The sequence below is a fragment of the Synechococcus sp. HK01-R genome, from assembly GCF_014217855.1.
GTDB lineage: Bacteria > Cyanobacteriota > Cyanobacteriia > PCC-6307 > Cyanobiaceae > Synechococcus_C.
Genome location: NZ_CP059059.1, coordinates 495,654 through 516,936 on the forward strand (window position 1 = coordinate 495,654; position 21,283 = coordinate 516,936).

Sequence of the window (21,283 nt, forward strand, 5' to 3'; positions counted from 1 at the left end):
CGGAACTCGGGTTAATCTCACCCCGTTTTCTTACCGCACGACACAACCCCATGGCGAAGCGTTCCCTGGCCAGCCTCTCCGGCACCGACCTCAGCGGCAAACGCGTGCTTGTGCGGGTTGACTTCAACGTGCCTCTCAACGATGCCGGCGCCATCACCGATGACACCCGCATCCGCGCTGCCCTGCCCACCATCAACGATCTGATCGGCAAGGGCGCCAAGGTGATCCTCTCCGCTCACTTCGGCCGTCCGAAGGGCCAGGTGAACGATGCCATGCGTCTGACCCCCGTGGCCGCTCGCCTGAGCGAGCTGCTGGGCAAGCCTGTGGTCAAGACCGAGAGCTGCATCGGCCCCGACGCCGAAGCCAAGGTGGGCGCCATGGGCAATGGCGATGTTGTGCTGCTGGAGAACGTGCGTTTCTTCGCTGAAGAAGAGAAGAACGAAGCCGGTTTCGCCGAATCCCTGGCTGGCCTGGCCGATGTGTATGTGAACGACGCCTTCGGCGCCGCCCACCGGGCTCACGCCTCCACCGAGGGTGTGACCAAGTTCCTGAAGCCTTCCGTCGCCGGCTTCCTGATGGAGAAGGAGCTCCAGTACCTGCAGGGTGCCGTGGATGAGCCCAAGCGCCCCCTCGCTGCCATCGTCGGTGGCTCCAAGGTGAGCTCCAAGATCGGCGTGCTCGAAGCCCTGATCGACAAGTGCGACAAGGTGCTGATCGGCGGCGGCATGATCTTCACCTTCTACAAGGCCCGCGGCCTCGCAGTGGGCAAGAGCCTCGTGGAAGACGACAAGCTGGAGCTGGCCAAGGAGCTGGAGGCCAAGGCCGCTGCCAAGGGCGTGCAGCTGCTGCTGCCCACCGATGTGGTGCTGGCGGATAACTTCGCTCCCGATGCCAACAGCCAGGTGACTGCGATCGACGCCATCCCCGACGGTTGGATGGGCCTCGACATCGGCCCCGATTCGATCAAGGTGTTCCAGGAGGCCCTGGCCGACTGCCAGACCGTGATCTGGAATGGCCCCATGGGCGTGTTCGAGTTCGACAAGTTCGCCGCTGGCACCAACGCCATTGCCACGACCCTGGCCGAACTGAGCGGCCAAGGCTGCTGCACGATCATCGGCGGCGGCGACTCCGTGGCCGCAGTGGAAAAGGCCGGCCTGGCCGAGAAGATGTCCCACATCTCCACCGGCGGTGGCGCCAGCCTCGAGCTGCTGGAAGGCAAGGTGCTGCCCGGCGTCGCCGCCCTCGACGAGGCTGCTTGAGCCAATGAGCTGCTTGAGCAGACAACAGGAGCTTCAGCTCCCCCGCGGGCCGTTCCACCAGGAGCGGCCTTTTTGCTGACGCTGCTCAGCCCGGCGCCAGCCCTGGTGATCAGGGCGCAGCGGCAGGCCTAGACGGCGACGTTCCGCATTCATCACCTGTCGGCCCTGCGCATGAAGCACCCGACGGGCCTGGCGCTGGTTCTGCTGGCAACGGCCAAAGGCCTCGGGCGTGCGCGCCTGCTCCAGACAGCGCCGCTGCGAACGCAACAGGGCCAGGCGTTGGTCGTAGCTGCGCAGCTCCCAGTCGCGGCGGGTCTGGAACAACTGCTGTTTCTGGCTGTCGGTGAGACCCTTGACGTTCTGTTCGTGGGTCGACCAGCGACGCCCCGGTTCTGGGTCAGCCAAGGCCAGACCTGGTTGCAGGGCAGCGACCGTGAGGGCCGCACAGGCCATCCGCTGAGCCTGCTGCCAACGCGTCGTGAAAGCCATGGGATCCATCCGAAAGAGGACCCGCTCATGCTGCGCCGATCGGCAGGGCAGGATCTGACCGGAACGGCAGCCAACGATGACTGAATCTGACCTGCAGGCCCCGGCCCCTATCGCCTGCATCGGCCTGGGGGCCCTGGGGCTGCCGATGGCCATCAACCTTCGGCGCGCGGGCTACGAACTGCACGTGCATACCCGGAGCCGAACCCCCGAGAGCGATCCCGCCCTTCAAGGCGCTCCAGGTGCAGATACCCCCGCCGACACGGTGCAGGGCTGCAGAGCCCTGCTGCTCTGCGTAAGCGATGACGCCGCTGTGGAAGCCGTGCTCTGGGGGGAGCACGGTGCTGGGCCGGCCCTGACGACCGGCAGCCTGGTGATCGACTGCTCCACCATCAGCCCGGCCACATCCCAGGCCATGGCGCAACGCCTGGCGGTGCGCGGTGTGCGCTACCTCGATGCTCCGGTCACCGGCGGCACGGAAGGAGCGAAAGCCGGCACACTCACCGTGCTCTGTGGCGGCAGCGCCGCCGATCTGAAACGAGCCCTGCCGGTCTTGGAGGCGATCGGCGGCTCCATTCACCATTTCGGTGCCGTCGGCAGCGGCCAACAGGTGAAAGCGGTGAACCAGGTGCTGGTGGCTGGCAGCTATGCCGCCGTAGCTGAGGCGATCGCCCTGGGACAGCACCTGCAGCTGCCGATGGAGCAGGTGGTGAACGCCCTGCAACACGGGGCGGCTGGATCGTGGGCTCTGCAGCACCGCTCCGGGGCGATGCTCGCCGACACCTACCCACTGGGCTTCAAGCTGGCTCTGCACCACAAGGATCTTTCGATTGCCCTGGAGGCCGCCCAGGCGACCGGCCTGGAACTGCCGATCACGGCAGCCGTGCGCGCCCAGGAAGCTGAACTGATCGACAACGGACTTGGCGATGCGGATGTATCCGCGCTGCGCCGTGCCCTACCCAGAAATACAAACATGAAAGAAGCACGAAGCCGTCACGAAAAAGACACGCTCAAGTAACAAAATCGTGCCTGAAGGAGTTCAGAGCTGGCTGCGGTCGTTCACCACCCGCACCCGCTTGGTCACGGTGATCACCCCCTCCGGATGCACCACCAGGGCGGCCCAGGTCTGAGAACCGGGCTGGAAAGGAGCCTGCACGGATTTGAACAGACCACCACCGCCCAGGGGCTCGAGCTGGATGTCCGGACTCTGCTGCTCGGCCACCTGCGTCGGGGTCAAACCGATCAGACCACCGGCGAGCAAAGCGTCACCGAGGGGCTGATCCAGCACCACATCCACGTCGTAACGACTGCCGGTTAGCACCGCATCGGGGATCAGGAGGCTGACGGGCAGGGGCTTGCTGGCACTGGTGAGCACCGACTCCTCCTGAAGGATCTCCTGGCCGGTGATCAAGCCCCCCTGGGTGCTGACGGCCAGTTGCTGGCTGGCCTTGAGCGTGTAACGCAAGCCATCTTTTTCGCGGGTGCCGCTCACGGCCACGCTCAACGTCGGGCGACCATCAGCCAGGGGCTGCCCTGCCCGCAAGCTCCAGCGGGCATCAGGGAACTCAGCAGCGAAACGCCGATAGCGACGGCCAATGACCCCCTGCTGCTCCGGCGCCAAGAGGGCATCAAGCCCGTTCTGCTGCGGAGCATTCAGGGCCTGCTGCAAACGCTGCACCAAACCAGATGCTGGGCTTGCAGGCTGAGTGGTGCCTGCCGCCAGGGCGGAGCCACTGGCCAACAACAGGGCCGAGAGGGCGGTGAGAGCGGGTCGGAACACGCGGCTGATCCTCGTCGGCACTGCCTTTAAGTTAAGGCGCCTTTTGATCGCCGCCCGCTGCCATGTCTCGGCTTCTGATCGCCGCCAGCGGCACCGGCGGTCATCTGTTTCCCGCCCTGGCCGTTGCCGAAGCCCTGCCGGACAGCTGGCAGGTGCGCTGGCTGGGGGTGCCCGATCGGCTCGAAACCACCCTGGTGCCGGAGCGCTATGGACTGGAGACCGTACGGGCGGGCGGCCTACAGGGACGGGGGCTGCGCAAACTGCTGCAACTGGTGCAGCTGCTGGCCGCCAGTGGCGCCGTTCGGCGCCTGATCCGCCGCCAGCGAATCCGCGTGGTTTTCACCACCGGGGGCTACATCGCCGCACCTGCGATCCTTGCGGCCCGCTGGTGTGGGGTGCCGGTGGTGCTGCACGAATCCAATGCGATCCCCGGCCGGGTCACTCGGCTGCTCGGACGCTTCTGCACCCAGGTGGCCGTCGGTCTGCCTGCGGCAGCTGAGCGCATTCCGGGCTGCCGGGCCCTCGTCACCGGCACACCGGTCCGCAAGGAGTTTCTCTCCCGCCAGACCTTGCCGGACTCGGTCCCCCAAGGTCCTGGCCCGCTCCTGGTGGTGATGGGCGGCAGCCAAGGAGCCGTAGGCCTGAATCGCATGGTGAGAGCGGTGCTCCCAAGGTTGCTGACGGCAGGGTGCCGCGTGGTGCACCTGAGCGGCAGCAGCGATCCGGAATCGGGAAGCCTCCAGCACCCCTCCCTGGTCGAACAGCCCTTCAGCGATGCAATCCCCGCATTGCTGCAACATGCCGATCTGGTGATCAGCAGGGCCGGCGCCGGAAGCCTGAGTGAACTGGCGGTGTGCCACTCCCCCACGGTGCTCGTGCCCTTTCCCCAGGCAGCAGACCAGCACCAAGATGCCAATGCGGCCTGCGCCGCTGCCTTCGGCGCCGCCGTGATCGTGCATCAGCACGAGCCGGAGCATCACGCCCTGGCCGACTGCCTCTGGCGGCTGCTTGGCCCACGCCTGCGGGGCTGTGATCCCGCCGTTGACCCCCTGATCAAGCTTGCTGAGGGGATGGAACGGCTGGAGGTGCGCGATGCCGAGCAGCGGCTGGTGGAGGTGTTGATGAGGCAGCTGCGTTGACAGCAGGCTGGTTGCTGCGGTGCTCAGATCAAAGGCTGAAGCGCGAGCTGATCACGCAACGCCCGCACAATCCGGCGGTTTCCGCGTCGATCCTGCAGGCCAATCCGTAACCAACGCTCCCCCAGACCTGCAAACGAACGACAGTCGCGCAACAGCACACCGCGACGCGCCAGGCCTTCCCGCAGCGCCAGCAACGACGCAGCACCCTCAACCAGGACGTAGTTGGCATGGGAAGGACGAGGGTCCAGGCCGGGCAAGCATCGGAGCTGCTCCTGCAGCCAGGCACCTTCGCGGCTCACCCAGCGCTGCACGCGCTGCTGCCAGCGGCTGAGCCCCGAGGGATCAGCCATCACAGCGGACCCAGCGGCCAAGGCAAGACCATTCACTGGCCAGGGATCACGCCACGCACGCCAATCGTGGAGTCGCTCCGGCGCAGCAATCGCATACCCCAGGCGCAATCCCGCCACCGCGAACAGCTTGGTGAGGCTGCGGATCACCACCAGGTTGGGGTGATCCGTCACAAGCGGGATCAAGGTCTGCTGTTCGCCGTTGGGCACCAAGGGCAGAAAAGCTTCATCGCAGATCACCAGGCGATAACGAGCCAGAAGCGGCTCCAAGGACGCGCGGCTCCAGAGCTGACCTGTGGGGTTGTGGGGGTTGGTGATCCAGACAACGGATGCATTCGCCAGCGAGTCCGGTGCGGTCGGCCAAGGATGGGGACCGCTCTGGTCAGGCCAGGCGAGCGGTAGCGACACAGACACACTGCCGGCGTCCCAGCAACGCAGGGCCCGAGCGTAATCAGCGAAACCCGGCTGGGGCAGAGCACTGAGCCCGAGCGCGGCCGCATCACGGGCCACCCATGTGAAGAGCTCAGCGGCACCGTTACCTGGCAACACCTGCTCTGGTGGGACGCCATGCCAGGCAGCGATCGCTTCACGAAGGGCGGTTTGACGGCGATCGGGATAGTCACGCAAGGCACTGCTGCGGATGGCCTCAGCAAGGGCCTGTCGCAGTCGGCGGGGTGGAGAAAACGGCACCAGTGAGGCGCTGGCGTCAAGAACCCGCCCTGGATTCAGCCCAAACCGCTGCGCCTCCTGGATCAAGTTGCCGCCATGGAGAGGTGGTCCGCTGCTCACACCAGACGCCAGCTGCTGTCGCTCCATCCTGCCCATGACAGAACGGTCGACGCCGGCGGGCAGCCCCGATACAACCCAGGAGTTCTTCCCCTGCTCTTCTGTGATGAAGCTGGATCGCGGCTGGGTGCTAGGGGTCTGGATCGGCACAGCCCTCGCAGGAGCTCCCGGGGTTGTCGCAGGCGACAACAAAGCTCTGCTGAAACTGCTGCAGACCCGGGAATGCCCCAACTGCCGCCTCGCGGATGCTGATCTAGTGCACGCCGACCTCAGGGACGCCGACCTGCAGGGCGCCCGCCTGCAACGCGCCAATCTGGGCCAGGCACGTCTCGATGGTGCTGATCTCAGCGGCGCTGACCTGAGCTTCACCAGCCTGCGCGGCGCCTCATTACGGGGCGCCAATCTTGAGGGGGCACGGCTGTATGGCACCGATCTACGTGATGCCGATCTCGCCGGAGCGAGGCTGGGCGCCAATGCGCTGGAAGAGGCCCACTGGCAGGGGGCGAAAACCATCACCACCGAAGCACGCAGCCACGCGGCACTGCACAACGCGGGGGTGGATGCCGCTCTTGCAGGGCGCTGGCCTCAGGCCGAGGAGCTATTCAACGAGGCGATCGCCCGTCAACCGGACGAAGCCCTGAGCTGGGTGGCACGGGGAATCAGCCGAAGCGAACAGGCCAAGGATGAGCTTGCGGCCAGGGACTTCCGCTATGCAGGAGCACTGTTTCAGCAAGCCGGCAACCCTGCGATTGCAGAACAACTCCAGAAAGCAGCCGTTGCCGTGCAGAAACGCAGAACTGAGCGAACCGATCAACCATCCGGCAACGGCTGGGGAGGTCAAATCCTGAGCGGCATGGCGGGGGCCGCTCAGGTTCTCGCCCCACTGGCCATGAAAGCCCTGATCCCTCTGGGACTTGGGCTCTAGGCACTCAGACCCTTCCGCTCCGCTCAGGAGCCACTGAGAACCTGCCTCGCAGCAGGCAGGCTGGGCTTGTAGCCATAGCCATAGGTACCTCCCATTTCATCATCAATGATGCGAGGGGTGACCAAGATCACCAGCTCATTTTTTCTGCGATTACCTCCGGAACTTCGGAAGAACTGCCCAATCAACGGCATATCTCCGAGAATCGGCCACTTGGTGACTGTTTGCACATCCTCATCCGAAATCACACCAGTAAGAATCAAAGTCTGACCGTCGCGCACACGGATCTTTCCAGTATCCAGAGACCGACTATTAATGACATTGATCGATCCACAGTTGGCAACTTGCTCAGGCCTACCGACCGCAGCAGAGATCTCCGGAGACAAAGCGAATGTAATGAATCCATTATCATCAATTCTGTCAACCCTCGCTCCAAACGTCAGCCCGGCATTACTGAAGACAGGCTGACAGAAATTATTGCCATTGATGTCCTGCTTGACCTCATAGGACGTCACTAACTGCGTCCCCACAGACACAAGGGCTTCATTGGAACGCTCGCGGCCAACCTTGCCATCAGATGAGATCTTCGCAGAATCCGAGCCTTGAGCGGATTCGTCTCCCTCCTGAATAATCAGCGTCGGACTGGCCAACACCTTAGTGGATGAAGACTGAATCTGAGCAACGAGGAAATCAAAGAACTGATTGGTGGGGTACTGGAAGCGCGTCGGTGCCTCATAAGTAATCTTGCCCTCCTCATCAATTTCCGTGACACCAGGCTGCAACGGGTTTTGATAGGTGCCAAAACTGGGCCGATAGGGTCCACCCGGATTTGTCTTCGATCCTGGCAATGGATAGGGAGCCTGCGGCTGATCAAGGAATTGCCCCTCCTCCACAATCCTTCCTGTTCCGGAAATCGGCGTTGTGCCTTCCTGGGCTGTGTATGTACCAGGCAGTCCCCCTTGCGCACTGCCAGGCGGCTTGTAAGCGCCAAAATTGGCCAGCAACTGGCCCTGATCACTCACGATGAAGGCATTACCAGACCGGAAGGCGAAACTGTTATTGATCTGAGAATCATTAGTCAGTGAAATATCAAGGATCCGCACGTTTAAAGCGACCTGACGCTGACGCAGATCGATCTGCTTGAGATAGCCCTCAGCGACAGCAACAAGCTGTGAGTCCCCCACCATCGTGACCGTCTGCAAACGGGAATCCGTTGTCACAACAAGGCCCAGAAGCGGTCCAGAGGAAGCGCCAAAACTCTCACTATTGAGCGTGGTGGTCCTGGTCTGAGAGGTCTGAGTGCTGAGCTGAGCTGTATTTGCAGCGGACGGCTCCCCCGAGGTGGTGGTCTTCGTATTCGTGAGGTTGTAAGTGGCGCCAAGATTTCCCAGATATTTGGCTGCTGATTCAGCTGTCACTTGATTCAGTCGCACCACTTTTGACATCTGGGGGCCAAATGTCTTGGACGCAGCGCTGCTGCCAACCAACAATGTGCGGCCGTCCAGTTTTCCCTGTAAGCCAGAAGCCAGCAGAACGCCATTGAGAGCTCGGGCATAACTCTCCCCCTGAAAAGCCATCGAGACCGATCGACCGCCAGCGATTCCTGCCCCAGCCGTCCCGGAACTCCCAGAAGCGCCCCCTTCCTCCCCCACATACACGAATCCATACCCCCCCAGACGAGCCAAGGCCATGAGGGCATCTTTGGCGGGGGCATTGTTAAGGGTCAGCGTCACCGGCGGACCGCTCACATTCACGAAACTGCGGTTCTGCAGCACCATCGTGCCCACCGCCATGTCACCCAGCGGCGGTGCCACGGCACGCGGACGAAGGGGCGGCGCATAGCGGGGCTGAGGCACCCGACCGGGGGTGTTGAGATCGAATCGGCCGCTCTGCAACTGCGGCGTGCCAAGGCCGTTGAAGGTGAGAACCAGATTGCGGCCATCGGCACTGACCACCGGATCCTGCACAGCCTGACCAGGGAGACGCCTGACCAGGAGCTCGAACTGATCGCCCGAGCCGCGCAGGCTCACCGTTTCAATGCCCAGCTCGGGCAATGAGAGCCGCTGCCCACCAGAACCGAGCGCCCGACTCCCCTGAGTGCGCAGACGCCCTTCCCAGCTCGAGCCGTTCTGACGCTGCTGCAGGACAGGCTGAGCGCCAACCCCCTCAATCACCACATCAAGGGCATTGCTGCGGCGCTGCAGGGTCAACCTCAGGGCCTGGCCCTGGGCAAGCGCAGCCGAATGTCCTTGCCGTAAACCAAATCCCGAGAGATCCGCGGCTGCCCCCCCGAGCACCAACGCCAAAGCCATTGGCGTCAGACATCTCGAGGCACCCATGCGCAGAATCGCTATCGAAGATGGACGGATGGTATCGAGCGCATCCAGCTGGAGCCAGCCTCAAAGTTCAGGCGGGCGGACGTCCATCAGCGCTGCGCACGGGCGAAGAATCATGTGCGGCTTCCGGCCGCTGGTCATAAAAACTGAGCCGCAACTTCAACTGGGTGAGCACCGGACCAGGGGCCGCTGCCTTGTTGGCATCAGAGCGCTCCACCTCCACACCACGGATCTCCAGATCGCTGGACTGCACCAGCAATTCCAGCGCCTCCATTCGACGCAGAAACGCTTGAACCGCCTGATACGAACCCCGCAGCTGCAGCAGCACGCTGGTGGCCTCGTAGCCCCGGGCGGCGAGCGGATCCCTGGGGGCCTTGGCCGCGCCTGTGTCCTTGCCGTTGGCAGCTTTCGTCTTAGCCGGCTTCCCCTTGCCAGTCTTGCCGGACTCGAGAGCGGCCGGCGGAACCGGTTCATAAAGCTCGATCGCCACACCGGTGGCCACAGCAATCCGGCTGAGCTGGGCCAGGAAGGTCTGAATCTGGCCCTTGCCGGCCAGCAGCTTCACCAGCAAGGCCTGCTGCTCCTGCATGGAGCGTTCCTGCTCCTCCGCCTTGGCCAGCTGCCCCTCCAACAGTGGCAAGGTCGCCTGCTTCGCCTTCAGCTCCCCGAGGCGCCTTTGCTGGGCGTTCAGCCGCTGCCAACGGGGCCAGCCATCCAGCGCCAGCAAACCGAGAGCCACCAGCCCCCCCAGCACAATCGGCGCCCCCAGCAGCAGACGCTTCCGACTGAAGCCTCTCCTCCAGGTGGGTTGAGTCGAGCTGAGGTTGGTCACAGCGCCACCCCTGCCTGTTGCAGCAAGCGATAGCGGGCCGCCAGGCCATCAGCGCCGAGCGCCTCGAGCTCCGCCAGGGACGGCCGGGCCGCCGGGTCCAGGGTCCAGCGGAGCGAGAACGTCAGCGCTGCCGGCCGCTCCTTGTCGGCGTCGGGGCTCGTGATTTTGGCCACCTCGACCCCATCGGCTGCGCTCATCGGCAGAGCTGCCAGAGCCAGCACCAACGCATTGATGCGCTCCAACGGCCCTGGGGCCATGGCGGCGGCCACCTCCCCTGAGATCTGGATCGCGTCCCCCTGCACCCGCACCGACTGCAGTTGCACGCCCCCAGGGGTCACCCGGCGCAGTTGCTCCAGCAGGGCCGATCCGGAACGCACCGCCACCAGCTGTTCCGCAAGACGGGTGTTGTCCTTGCGCAGCGCCGCTGTGCGGGCGCGCATCCGGCGCAGTCGACTCTCTGCCGCAGTCACCCGTGCTTCCACCGGCAGCAATGCCGCCAAGGCACGGGCCTGCTCAGCCTCACGCCACCCCATCGCTCCCAGCAGCAGCAGCGTCAGCAGCAGCACACCTCCACCGACCAGCGATCCCCGCAGCAGCAGCGGTCGGGTGGGCAGCTCGCCGGCCTCAGCAACGGCCAGGCCAAGCTCCTGGCGCCGTTCCTGCAGCAGGTCGATGGATGACGCCGCCGCGGTGATCGGGGCCTGGTCTGGCAAAGCCAGTGCCAGCAACGATGGCTGCCCCTCCCCTTCAGCCATTGGGCACCAGGCCAGCTGCTGCTGCCGGGCCTCCTGGGGGGCAGTGATCCACCAGCGAGCGGGCTGCGTCGAGGCTCCCCCCTGGTGCCGCCAGGCCGCCAACAGCTGCTGCACCTGATGCTCAAGCTCAGCCCCGGCAGGCAAGTAACGATCGAGCTCCGGCAGGCCATGGCGCAGGAGCAGCAACCGCCAGCCGCGGCCCTGCTGCAGAAGCCAGACCAGGTCCCCGCCAGCCTCCCCTAACCGGACCACCAGTTGCCGACGGGCGGCCGCCAGCAGCCAATCCACCTGTTGCAGGCGCAGATCAGCCGCCTCGATCACCGCCACCCAGGCCTGCAGCAGCATCCGCTCGGTACCCACCAGCACCTGCTCGCCTCCGGCTGTCTCCGGAGACTCCAGCGCGAGGTAGGCCTCTGCAAGAGGAAAGGGCCAGCCGAGCTCAGGCTGAAGCGCGCGCAGATCATCACTGCTGGCCAGGCGCCCAGCAGCAGGCGGCTCCAAGAGACGCCACTGGCCAGCCTCCAGGGGCAGCATCAGGTGCAGATCCACAACGGTGGGGGGCAGGCCGCTCTCCAGCAACAGATCAGCGATGAACTCCGCCAGAGCCTCCCGTTGCAACGGCAGGCCATCTCGACAGATGTCCGCCGGCAAGTTGGCCGCTCGATGGCACCAGGCATCCTGCTGCCACCACATCAATTCCAACTGATCGGAAGCCGGTGCCAGCCACACCGCCTGGCGCGCCATCAACGACCGCCATCCGGCCTGGGCCCGCTCCAAAGCGGGAACGCGCTCGATCAGTGCTCCCAGCTCCAAGATCCGAGGAGGCCTTTAACGACACGGTATCGACTAAACCCAGGGCACGCCGCTACCCACCGCCTCGCGGTGATGCCGGAAGCCATGACGATCCAGCTGCTGCAGGAGGCCCTCCAAAATGCGTGGCACCAGATCAGGACCCTCAAAAATCCAACCGGTGTAGAGCTGCACGAGAGAAGCCCCGGCCGTAATCCGCTCCCAGGCCGCCTCTGGGGAATCGATGCCACCCACCCCGATCAGGGGCAGAGCAGGCCCGGCGGTGGCCCGCAGGCGCCGCATGACCTCCAGAGCACGGTGGCGCAGGGGCGCACCGCTGAGGCCTCCGGCCTCTTCCGCCAGGCTGCGACCAGTCTGGGGAAGCAAGCGCTGCTCCAGGCCGAGACGATCCAGACTGGTGTTCACGGCGATCACCCCCGCCAGTCCTTCCTCGAAAGCGAGGCGTGCGATGCCATCAATCGCATCGTCTTCGAGGTCTGGGGCGATCTTGACCAGCAAGGGTGGGCAGGCCGGCAAGCGACGCAGGCGCTCCACCAGCCGACGCAACTGCACCGAATCCTGGAGCTCCCGTAAGCCAGGAGTGTTCGGTGAACTCACGTTGATCACCGCATAGTCAGCCAAGGGGGCCAGCAGCTCCAGCGAAGAGGCGTAGTCATCGGGAGCAAGCTCGAGGGGGGTGACCTTCGATTTGCCCAGGTTGATGCCGAGCACCGCCGGACGCTGACCTGGTGCCGCCAGGGCCTGGCGCTCCAAGGTGCGGAGCATCGCCTCCGCCCCATCGTTGTTGAAACCCATCCGGTTGAGAGCAGCCCGTTCCGCCGCTAGCCGGAACAACCGCGGGCGGGGATTACCGGGCTGGCGATGCCAAGTGACCGTGCCCACCTCCGCAAATCCAAACCCGAAGCGATCCCAGAGCCCAGCAGCCACACCGTTCTTATCGAACCCGGCCGCCAGGCCGACCGGATTGGCGAAGCGACAGCCAAACAGCACCTGCTCCAGGCGCAGATCGCGCCGTTGCAGTTCGGCCGCAACCCCCTGCAGCACGGTGGAGACCCCTGGCCAGTTGCGACGCAAACTGGCTTGCCCAAGAGCGAGCAGCGCCGATCGGCTCAACTGCTCCGCATCCACGCCCTCATCGCGGGCAAGCAAGGGACCCAACCAACGTTGGTAGAAGCCTCCCGTAGAGAACGGCTCGGCCATTGGCCCCCTTAGTTCTGTTCTGATCCTGCCTCGGCACGTTGCAAGCGCCAGCGGCGCCCCTCCTCGAGGGGCTCCACCCACCAGTCGCGCCATCGCCAGGGACCATCCCGATCCTGGAGTCGGGCCAGGGGCTGCTCCACCAGCTGGGCCAGCTCCACCGCTGTGAGGCCATAGCCACCCTGGGCAAGACGATCAGCGAGCTCCAGGCGACTGAGCAGTCGCTGCAATGAGGCTGGGGCCGGGGCCTCCTCCAAGGCCGCTGGGGCAGAAGCACCTGCAGCAGGAGCGGATCCCGACGCGCCGAGCACAGGACGCTCTCCTCGGGAGAAGGCCACGGCGATCTGATCCACGCGGTCGTTATCGGGGTCGCCGCTGTGCCCTTTCACGTAGGCCAGGGGCACATCCGGCAGCCGGGCGCGATCCAGGGCCTGCCAGAGATCCTGATTGAGCACGGGTTTACCAGCAGCGGTCTTCCATCCCTTGCGTTTCCAGCCGGCCATCCAAGAGCCGAGCCCATCAATCAGATATTTGCTGTCGGTACGCAAGCGCAGATCAGGGTGGCGGGGCAACTCCTTAAGCCGCTCCAGCACAGCCAGAGCCGCCTGCAACTCCATCCGATTGTTCGTGGTGGCCGGATCTGAACCGCCGAATTCCTCCACACTGCCATCCTCAAAGCGCAACAGCGCTCCCCAGCCCCCCGGGCCGGGGTTCCCGCTGCAGGCCCCATCGGTGGCCGCTGCCACCACCCGGCCGCGAGCGTCGCGATCGGTCTTGTCAGCCATTGGTTTCGATGCAAAAGGTTCGGTACAACACGGATTGCGTTCCCACCCAGGAGTTCCCCGCCATGCCGCGAACCTACCCCGGAAGCCTGGTGGCCGGACTGCTGCTCAGCCTGAGTGGATTGCCGCTGCTGGCGGCGGGGCTCTTCGACAGCCAGCCCCTCAATCAGGAGCGCTTTGCCGTACTGGCGCAGGCAGTGGGACGCAACAGCTGGAAACTGCTGGTGCTGGAACAGATCCAAAAACGCCCTCTCTGCTGGGAAGAACGCCGCGACGGTCTGGTGAACCCATCCCTGAATGACTTCGATTTCTCGGGGATCTGCAGCCGCTACCTCGACAGCAACGGCTACTCCCTGAGGGCCGGTGGCGAAGACATGGACAAACGCTTCCGGCTGCGGATTGAAGACGATCGCAATGGCTTGGTGCTGTTGGCCATCGACCCGGATCGGGGGGTGCCGATTCCAGTGGCACGCGCCAGCCGCTACCGCCGCGATCGCAATGCCTTTGTGAAGCTGAACCTTGAACCTGGCTGGGCTCTAGAGCGACGGGCTTACCAGGGGCGCACCCTCAGCCACGTGTATTTCGCCAATCCCTCTCCCACGAACCGACTTCTGGCCCTGTCAGGGGAGAGCGACACAACCGGTGGCTTCCGCAGACTGGGCCAACCTTCGGCGCCAGAGGCGCCGAGAATCAGCAGCCTGGCCGGACGTGGCCCGGTTCGCCTGGAGGTGATTCCTTACAGGCCTTGAGCGGATCCAATCGCCGCAGCTTGCGATCAGACAGTTGAAAGAGCGCACGATCACAGCAGCGCAGCATCCTCCTCCGAATTAATTTTGCAAAGTGTGAGGAGTGCTGAGCGCCTCTTCAGGGTCGAAACAAGGACAGACTCCTGCAATGCGTTCCACTCAAAGCTCCGCCTACGGCGGGGCTTTTTTTTGCCCTTGACTCAGTCATCAAAAAGCCGGCCCCAAGGGACCGGCTGTGAAAACGACAGGGGGAAGACCCCTTGCGATCACTTGAGGGTGACCTTGCCGCCGGCCTCTTCGATGGCCTTCTTGAGGGCTTCAGCTTCATCCTTGGACACACCTTCTTTGATGGCCTTAGGAGCAGCTTCAACCATGGCCTTCGCGTCGCCCAGGCCAAGGCCAGTGGCTTCACGGACAGCCTTGAGGACCTTGATCTTGGCGGAGGCATCGAAACCTTCCAGCACAACATCAAATTCGGTCTTCTCTTCGGCGGCTTCACCACCGCCACCGGCGGCGGCGCCAGGAGCGGCCATCACCACACCAGCAGATGCGGCAGCGGACACACCGAAGGCCTCTTCGATCTGCTTGACGAGCTCGGAAGCTTCAAGCAGCGAGAGGGTTTTCAGCGATTCGAGAATTTCGTCGGTTTTTGCAGACATGGGTGGGAATCAGCAACAGATCAAAAAAACAGTCGGGTCGAAGACGATCAGCTGTCGCCGGATTCGGCGTGCTGCTTGAGCGCCCGAGCAAGACCGGAGGGAACCTCGTTGATGCCAACAGCCACCTTGGTGGCCACAGCATTGATCGCACCGGCGATCTGGGCCATGAGCACCTCCTTGGAGGGGAGGTCGCCGATGGCTTTGATCTCATCCGTGGATAGAAGCTTGCCTTCGAAGAGGCCGCCCTTGGTCTCGGATTTCTTGGTTTCCTTCTGGAAGGCCTGAAGGGCCTTAACAGCACCACCGACATCGCCCTTGACCAGAACGAAGGCATTGGTGCCGCTCAGAAGAGCGTCGAGATTTGACCAGACACTGTCACCATCAATGGCACGACGCATCAAGGTGTTTTTGGTCACCTTGCACACACCGTTACTGGCCTGCAGACGGGTCCGCAGATCAGACATCTCCTTGATGGAAAGACCCTGGTAATCCAGGACCAGTGCCATTTCGGACTCACCGAGGAGCTGCTTGAGCTCTTCGACGATCTGTTGCTTGCTCTCCAGCGTGCGGCCCATAGGAATTGGATCGGATCGAGGGGAACAAGCTGGGCACGCGGCCGATCAACACTTCCGAAGAAGCGGAGGCCGCGTGTCGATCCAATCCCCGAAGGGACAAAAAACCGTCGCGTCTGCCTCGGCAGGATTTACGAATCGCTCGAATGCTCGTTGAGAACGATCGAGTGGTTCACCCGCTGTCTATGGCCGGGCGCGTGCCCGTCTGGCTTTCGCCAGCTCATCAATTTACATCAACGAGGGGGCTTACGCCTCCTGCTTGATGTCTTGGAGAGCGGAATAGTCCACCTGCACCGAGGGGCCCATGGTGGAGGTCACATACAAGCTCTTCCAGTAACGGCCCTTGGCACCACTGGGCTTGTTGCGATCAATGGTCTCCTGAAGCGTCTTGAGGTTCTCCAGCAGAGCATCGGCCGTGAAGCTTGCTTTGCCGAAACGCACATGCACGATGCCGGTGCGATCGGCACGGAACTCGAGTTTGCCGGCCTTGAATTCCTTGATGGCACCTGCAAGGTCAGTCGTCACAGTGCCGGCCTTGGGGTTAGGCATCAGGCCACGGGGGCCAAGCACGCGACCGAGTTTCGCCACCTTGGGCATCATGTCGGGGGTGGCGATCAGGAGATCGAAGTTCATCTCGCCCTTGGCGATGGAATCAACGAGATCGTCATCACCAGCAAGCTCAGCGCCAGCAGCCTTGGCTTCGGCGACCTTTTCACCGCGGGTCACCACTGCAATCCGCACGGTCTGACCGGTGCCATTCGGCAGCGCGACGGTGGTGCGCAGCTGCTGATCGGTGTACTTGGGATCGATGCCGAGGCGCACATGGGCCTCCATCGTTTCGTCGAATTTGGCGGTGGCGTTCTCCTTGATCAGCTGAATCGCTTCAAGGGGTTCATAGGCCCGGTCCTCGATCTTCGTGACGAGGCTGGCCAGACGCTTGGAAAGTTTTGGCATGACAGGGATGGGGTGCAGGCGACCAATCGGTCTCCCCCGGTAATGGGAACAGTGAAGCTGGAGGTGCGGAGTTGAGCAGCGCGTCAGTCGCTGATGGCGACGCCCATGTTGCGGGCGGTGCCTTCGATGATGCGCATGGCCGACTCAACGCTGGTGCAGTTGAGGTCAGGCAGCTTGGTCTTCGCAATCTCCTCGAGCTGGGCACGGCTGATGGAGCCAACGCTGCCCTTGGCGGACTGACCGGAACCCTTGTCGATTCCAGCGGCCTTAGTGATCAACACCGACGCCGGAGGCGTCTTGGTGATGAAGGTGAAACTGCGGTCCTCGAAGACCGAAATCTCCACCGGAATCACATAACCGGCCTTGTCCTGAGTGCGGGCGTTGTACTCCTTGCAGAACGCCATGATGTTGACCCCGTGCTGACCGAGGGCAGGACCCACCGGCGGTGCAGGGTTGGCTTTGCCGGCCTGAAGGGCCAGCTTGATCACAGCTACGACTTTCTTGGCCATCGGCTACAGGAGTTGGACATCTGCGGATCACCTGGCCCTCGGGACAGATGCGGCGGAGTAGCGAACCACCCCTCAGGCCGCCCTCCGCAGGGAGACGGCCGCCGCTGATCAGTTCTGCTTGCTCACCTGAGAGAACTCGAGCTCGACCGGGGTTTCCCGGCCAAAGATCGACAGCAGAGCCTTGAGCTTGCTGCGCTCCCCTGCCACTTCGATCACCTCACCCTGGAAGTCTTTGAACGGACCGGCGGTCACCAGGATTTGGTCACCCTCGGTGAGATCGACCTTGACGACGGTCTTCTTCTCAGCCGCCCGCTTGAAGATGCGGTCGACCTCCTGACGGCTAAGGGGCCGGGGCTTGATGTGGCCGCGAGCCTTACCGGTGGCACGCCGATCTTCTGCACCCACGAAATTGATGACGTTTGGGGTGCTGCGGACCGCCATCATCGTGTCCTCGTCCAGCACCATGCGCACCAGCACGTAGCCAGGGAAAACTTTCTCCTCGGTGGACTGACGGCTGCCGTCCTTCTTCACCTTCACCGCAGGAGTTTCGGGAATTTCAATCTCAAGGATGCGAGAGCTGACGCCGAGGGTGACAGCGCGCTGTTCCAGCGTTGCTTTCACCTTCTTTTCACAGCTCGAGGCCACCTGAACCGCGTACCACCGGGCCACGCTGGTGCGAGCCGCGGCCGAAGCCGTCCCCTCTTCACCCTCATTCGGTGCTGGCAGATCCAGCACCTCGGAGGTATCAGCTGTGAGGTCGACGTCAGACACGGGCGAAGGAGAGGGAGGGAAAACGACGGGGGCAATCAAGGGTCCGACAACGGAACCGACGACGCCTCAACGGAACACCTGAGAAGCAGCCCAGCCGTAAAAACGACTGAGGGCAGCGATGGCCGCAGCAGACAGACTGACCATCAAAATCACAGCGATCGATTCGCTGAAGAGCTGCTGACGACTCGGCCAGACCACCAGCTTGAGCTCCTCAAACGCGGCCGCCAGAAAGCCACCCTTTCGCCCCTCATCAGAGGGAGCTTGGGGCTGGCTCGCGGTGGTGTCCTCGGAAGTGGGGGTGGTCACGGATCGGGGGCCGGAGCTGACACCGGTGCTGTCAGCACCTGCCGGCAAACAGACACCTTACCGGATGCCTGATCGGCTCAGGTTTGAGGTTCGAAGCGGAACGGGTCCAATGCCGTCGCGCCGGGAGCGACCTTCACCGCCTTGGCACCGCGGAAGCGATCCTCCAAAAGTTCCGTAGCCAGAGGATTTTCCAACTGTCGCCGCAGCACCCGGCGCAGGGGCCTCGCTCCGTACTCCGGTTCAAAGCCCTGCTCCGCCAGGGCTCGCACAACGGCTGGGTCAACGCGCAGCTCCAGGTCCTGCTCCCGCATCAGTTGGTCCAGCTCAGCGAGCTGTAGATGCACGATCCGCTCAAGATCGTCGATCGCCAGAGGGCGGAAGCGGATTACTTCATCAATCCGGTTGAGGAATTCCGGCCTGAACTGGCGCGACAGGGCCTCATCCACCTGGGCGGCGAGGGCCTGATCGAGCGCCGCGACATCGGCCTCCGGCTGCTGCCCCTGACGGGCCCGATCCAGAATGGCGCGACTGGCCAGGTTGCTGGTCATCACCACCACCGTGTGGCGGAAATCGACGGTGCGCCCCTGGGAATCCGTGAGACGCCCGTCATCCAGCACCTGCAGCAGGACATTGAAGACATCGGGGTGCGCCTTCTCCACCTCATCGAGCAGTAAGAGCGCATAGGGGCGCCGACGGACGGCCTCGGTGAGCTGACCACCTTCCTCATAGCCCACATAGCCGGGAGGAGCTCCAAGCAGGCGGGCCACTGCGTTGCGCTCCATGAATTCACTCATATCAAGGCGCACCAGCGACTCCTCCTCGTCAAAGAGCAGGGCTGCTAAGGCCTTAGCGAGCTCGGTCTTGCCCACCCCTGTGGGTCCGAGGAAGAGAAAGGACCCCACTGGGCGACGCGGGTCCTTCATGCCGGCCCGGGCGCGTCGGATCGCCGCTGCCACCGCCTGCACCGCTTCGGGCTGACCAATCACACGCTGGGCGAGATGGTTCTCAAGCTCCAAAAGCTTCTGACGCTCACCCGCCAGCAGGCGCTGGACAGGGATCCCGGTCCAGCGGGCCACCACATCAGCGATGTCAGCAGCCTCCACCTGCTCCCTCAGCAGTGCTCTGCCCTCCGCCTGAGCCGAAATCAGCACCTGCTCCAGATCGCGGCGGCGCTGCTGCACGCGATGGAGCTGGTCGTATTCCAAACGGGCGGCTTCCTCGAGATCAGCGTTCCGCTCGGCTTCGGCGATGGCATGGCGCAGATCCTCATCGTCCTGCAGGAGCTGACGCAGCTCCGCCAATTGATCCCGCTCCGCCTGCCAACGCTGACGCAGATCCTCCAGACGAGACGCAGCCTCCAGACGGGATCGCTGCAGCTGAACCCGCTCAGCCTCCGGGGCCTGCTCAGCCGATAACAGCGCCAGCTCCACCCGGCGAAGCTCCGACTCGGCATCCTCCACCACCTGAGGCTTGGAGGTCACATCCATTTTGAGCTGGGCGGCCGCCTCATCAATGAGGTCGATGGCTTTATCCGGCAGACAGCGATCACTGATGTAGCGATCCGCCAAACGGGCCGCCGCCGTGAGTGCTTCATCGGTGATCGTCACGCCATGGTGCAGCTCATAGCGCTCCTTCAGGCCGCGCAGAATCTCGATGCTGAGCTCGATCGAAGGCTCAAGGATCGGCACCTGCTGAAAGCGTCGACTCAGGGCCGGATCCTTCTCCACCGTGCGCCGATAGTCCTCCGTCGTGGTGGCAGCGATACAACGCAGATCGCCACGGGCGAGGGCTGGTTTGAGCAAACTGCCTGCGTCGGCACTGGAGCGGTCGCTGCTGACCACCGTGTGCAGTTCATCGATGAACAGCACCACTCCCGCCTCGGGATCACTGACCTCAGCCAACACCGAGCGCAAGCGCTCCTCAAACTGGCCGCGGAACTTGGCACCCGCAATCAAGGCGCCCACATCCAGGGCGACCAGCCGCAGACCCAACAGCGAGTCGGGCACCTCACCGGCAACGATCCGCTGGGCCAGCAGTTCAGCAATCGCGGTCTTGCCCACCCCAGGAGCACCAATCAGCACCGGATTGTTCTTGCCCCGTCGGGACAGGACCTTGATCAAGCGCCGGATCTCTCCATCGCGACCGATCACCGGATCCAACTGACCGGCCTCCGCCGCCGCCGTCAGATCCCGTCCATAGAGCTCCAACGCTGAGGGTTCAGCGGGCAGCTCCGATGCCGGGGGCTGAGCCATCGACTCCATCGGCACCTGCCGAGGTGCCGCGGACTGTGGTGGTGCAATCGGCGGTTGAGGAACAACGGACTGTTGTTGAAAAGCAGACGGTTTCTGTGCCGCCGAAGCTTGTCGTTCAGCCGATGGCCTGGGCTGAGCAGAACGCTCAGCGGAGACGGTGGGGACCACCGCCGACCCTGGCGACCAACGACGTAGCTCCGACTCGAGGCGATCGGCCGGGAGGCCTGCACTGTCGAAGAGGTCAGCCCCGATGCGTGGATCACGTCCGATCGCGATCAGCAGATGGGAGAGCTCGATCTGGCGGGATCCCCAGAGGGCGCGAGAGCGGTCCGCCGCCTCCAAGAGCTCCTCGAGATCTTCTCCAATAAAAAGATCGTCTCCCCGAGCCATGGGTTGGTCGGCGAGGAAGGCCTCCAGTCGATCCATCAGCCCCGGGACATCGAGCGGCAAGGCCCGCACCGTCTCCATGAAGCGACGGTCGCTGAACAACACCTGGAGCAAATGCTCCACATCCAATTCGGCATGGCGCCAACGACGGGCCAGATCCTGCCCAGCCAGCAGCAGATCCCAGGCCTCGTCGCTGAAGCGATCGGGCTCCATGGTGAGGCTGGCCGGTGGATCTGTGGCGGAACGCATCTCGGAAGTCATCGTCACCCTGTTGGCGTTAGGCAGTTGCGTTAGGCAGCCGCCTTGGAGGAGAGCTCGATCAGCTCCACCTTGTATCCGTCGGGATCCTCCACAAAGGCGATCACCGTGCTGCCGTGCTTCATCGGACCGGGTTCACGCACCACCCGTCCGCCTTTGCCGGCGATGGCCGCGCAGGTGGCCCGGATGTCCTCCACCCCGAGGGCGATATGGCCATAAGCGTCACCCAGCTCGTAGTGATCGGTATCCCAGTTATGGGTCAGCTCGAGCACCGAGTGCTCGCTCTCATCGCCATAACCCACAAACGCCAGGGTGAAACGGCCCGAGGGGTACTCCTTGCGACGCAGAAGACGCATGCCCAGCACCTCGGTGTAGAAGCTCAAGGAGCGCTCCAGATCCCCGACCCGGAGCATGGTGTGCAACATGCGCATCAGCGTT

Annotated in this window: 21 protein-coding genes; 5 read left to right on the forward strand and 16 right to left on the reverse strand. The window is 63.7% G+C overall.

Features of this window, described 5'->3' with window-relative positions:
- Positions 1–50 precede the first annotated feature (50 nt).
- Positions 51–1,259, forward strand: a complete 1,209-nt coding sequence (gene pgk / locus H0O21_RS02660) for a phosphoglycerate kinase (protein ID WP_185190293.1) — start codon at positions 51–53, stop codon at positions 1,257–1,259.
- Between the two features lie 33 nt (positions 1,260–1,292).
- On the opposite strand, the gene H0O21_RS02665 is transcribed toward pgk, so the two are convergent.
- Complete coding sequence (locus H0O21_RS02665; protein WP_185190294.1) at positions 1,293–1,748, reverse strand: hypothetical protein; 456 nt, start codon at positions 1,746–1,748, stop codon at positions 1,293–1,295.
- A gap of 76 nt (positions 1,749–1,824) precedes the next feature.
- Here H0O21_RS02665 and H0O21_RS02670 point away from each other — a divergent pair, with 76 nt between their 5' ends.
- Positions 1,825–2,763, forward strand: coding sequence for an NAD(P)-dependent oxidoreductase (locus H0O21_RS02670; RefSeq protein ID WP_185190295.1), 939 nt, complete (start codon positions 1,825–1,827; stop codon positions 2,761–2,763).
- A 21-nt stretch (positions 2,764–2,784) separates the two neighbouring features.
- On the opposite strand, the gene H0O21_RS02675 is transcribed toward H0O21_RS02670, so the two are convergent.
- Positions 2,785–3,525, reverse strand: coding sequence for a hypothetical protein (locus H0O21_RS02675; protein WP_131454961.1), 741 nt, complete (start codon positions 3,523–3,525; stop codon positions 2,785–2,787).
- A 62-nt stretch (positions 3,526–3,587) separates the two neighbouring features.
- Here H0O21_RS02675 and H0O21_RS02680 point away from each other — a divergent pair, with 62 nt between their 5' ends.
- On the forward strand, positions 3,588–4,664 hold the full coding sequence (locus tag H0O21_RS02680; protein WP_185190296.1) for a glycosyltransferase: 1,077 nt from the start codon (positions 3,588–3,590) through the stop codon (positions 4,662–4,664).
- Between the two features lie 23 nt (positions 4,665–4,687).
- On the opposite strand, the gene H0O21_RS02685 is transcribed toward H0O21_RS02680, so the two are convergent.
- On the reverse strand, positions 4,688–5,836 hold the full coding sequence (locus H0O21_RS02685) for a histidinol-phosphate transaminase (protein WP_255441099.1): 1,149 nt from the start codon (positions 5,834–5,836) through the stop codon (positions 4,688–4,690).
- 67 nt (positions 5,837–5,903) lie between these two features.
- Here H0O21_RS02685 and H0O21_RS02690 point away from each other — a divergent pair, with 67 nt between their 5' ends.
- The gene (locus tag H0O21_RS02690) at positions 5,904–6,722 is read left to right on the forward strand and encodes a pentapeptide repeat-containing protein (protein ID WP_185190831.1); all 819 of its coding nucleotides are present in this window, start codon (positions 5,904–5,906) and stop codon (positions 6,720–6,722) included.
- A gap of 23 nt (positions 6,723–6,745) precedes the next feature.
- Here H0O21_RS02690 and H0O21_RS02695 read toward each other — a convergent pair whose 3' ends face one another.
- The 5 genes from H0O21_RS02695 to H0O21_RS02715 all read right to left on the reverse strand — a co-directional run bounded on the left by H0O21_RS02695 (position 6,746) and on the right by H0O21_RS02715 (position 13,434).
- Positions 6,746–9,058: a type II secretion system protein GspD gene (locus H0O21_RS02695; protein WP_185190297.1), complete on the reverse strand. Its 2,313-nt coding sequence runs from the start codon at positions 9,056–9,058 to the stop codon at positions 6,746–6,748.
- 67 nt (positions 9,059–9,125) lie between these two features.
- Entirely contained in the window at positions 9,126–9,887 is a 762-nt protein-coding gene (locus H0O21_RS02700) for a hypothetical protein (protein WP_185190298.1), read from the reverse strand.
- A complete protein-coding gene (locus tag H0O21_RS13315; protein WP_255441101.1) occupies positions 9,884–11,455 on the reverse strand; it encodes a PilN domain-containing protein in 1,572 nt (523 codons plus the stop codon). The genes H0O21_RS02700 and H0O21_RS13315 overlap by 4 nt, the downstream gene beginning before the upstream one ends.
- A gap of 33 nt (positions 11,456–11,488) precedes the next feature.
- Positions 11,489–12,652, reverse strand: coding sequence for a quinone-dependent dihydroorotate dehydrogenase (locus H0O21_RS02710; RefSeq protein WP_185190299.1), 1,164 nt, complete (start codon positions 12,650–12,652; stop codon positions 11,489–11,491).
- 8 nt (positions 12,653–12,660) lie between these two features.
- Positions 12,661–13,434: a ribonuclease H gene (locus H0O21_RS02715; RefSeq protein ID WP_185190300.1), complete on the reverse strand. Its 774-nt coding sequence runs from the start codon at positions 13,432–13,434 to the stop codon at positions 12,661–12,663.
- 62 nt (positions 13,435–13,496) lie between these two features.
- Between H0O21_RS02715 and H0O21_RS02720 the strand changes: the two genes are divergently transcribed.
- Positions 13,497–14,180: a DUF3747 domain-containing protein gene (locus H0O21_RS02720; RefSeq protein ID WP_185190833.1), complete on the forward strand. Its 684-nt coding sequence runs from the start codon at positions 13,497–13,499 to the stop codon at positions 14,178–14,180.
- A 263-nt stretch (positions 14,181–14,443) separates the two neighbouring features.
- Here H0O21_RS02720 and rplL read toward each other — a convergent pair whose 3' ends face one another.
- The 8 genes from rplL to gloA all read right to left on the reverse strand — a co-directional run bounded on the left by rplL (position 14,444) and on the right by gloA (position 21,276).
- Complete coding sequence (rplL, locus tag H0O21_RS02725) at positions 14,444–14,836, reverse strand: 50S ribosomal protein L7/L12 (RefSeq protein WP_185190301.1); 393 nt, start codon at positions 14,834–14,836, stop codon at positions 14,444–14,446.
- Between the two features lie 47 nt (positions 14,837–14,883).
- On the reverse strand, positions 14,884–15,411 hold the full coding sequence (gene rplJ, locus H0O21_RS02730) for a 50S ribosomal protein L10 (RefSeq protein ID WP_185190302.1): 528 nt from the start codon (positions 15,409–15,411) through the stop codon (positions 14,884–14,886).
- Positions 15,412–15,654: 243 nt separating this feature from the next.
- Entirely contained in the window at positions 15,655–16,362 is a 708-nt protein-coding gene (gene rplA / locus H0O21_RS02735) for a 50S ribosomal protein L1 (RefSeq protein WP_185190303.1), read from the reverse strand.
- Between the two features lie 83 nt (positions 16,363–16,445).
- Positions 16,446–16,871 carry a 50S ribosomal protein L11 gene (gene rplK / locus H0O21_RS02740; protein ID WP_131454971.1) on the reverse strand — a complete coding sequence of 142 codons (426 nt, stop codon included), beginning with the start codon at positions 16,869–16,871 and terminating at the stop codon, positions 16,446–16,448.
- 108 nt (positions 16,872–16,979) lie between these two features.
- Positions 16,980–17,642: a transcription termination/antitermination protein NusG gene (gene nusG, locus H0O21_RS02745; protein ID WP_131454972.1), complete on the reverse strand. Its 663-nt coding sequence runs from the start codon at positions 17,640–17,642 to the stop codon at positions 16,980–16,982.
- A gap of 66 nt (positions 17,643–17,708) precedes the next feature.
- A complete protein-coding gene (gene secE / locus H0O21_RS02750; protein ID WP_131454973.1) occupies positions 17,709–17,948 on the reverse strand; it encodes a preprotein translocase subunit SecE in 240 nt (79 codons plus the stop codon).
- Positions 17,949–18,025: 77 nt separating this feature from the next.
- Complete coding sequence (locus H0O21_RS02755) at positions 18,026–20,848, reverse strand: ATP-dependent Clp protease ATP-binding subunit (RefSeq protein WP_185190304.1); 2,823 nt, start codon at positions 20,846–20,848, stop codon at positions 18,026–18,028.
- A gap of 29 nt (positions 20,849–20,877) precedes the next feature.
- The gene (gene gloA, locus H0O21_RS02760) at positions 20,878–21,276 is read right to left on the reverse strand and encodes a lactoylglutathione lyase (protein ID WP_131592173.1); all 399 of its coding nucleotides are present in this window, start codon (positions 21,274–21,276) and stop codon (positions 20,878–20,880) included.
- Positions 21,277–21,283: the final 7 nt, after the last annotated feature.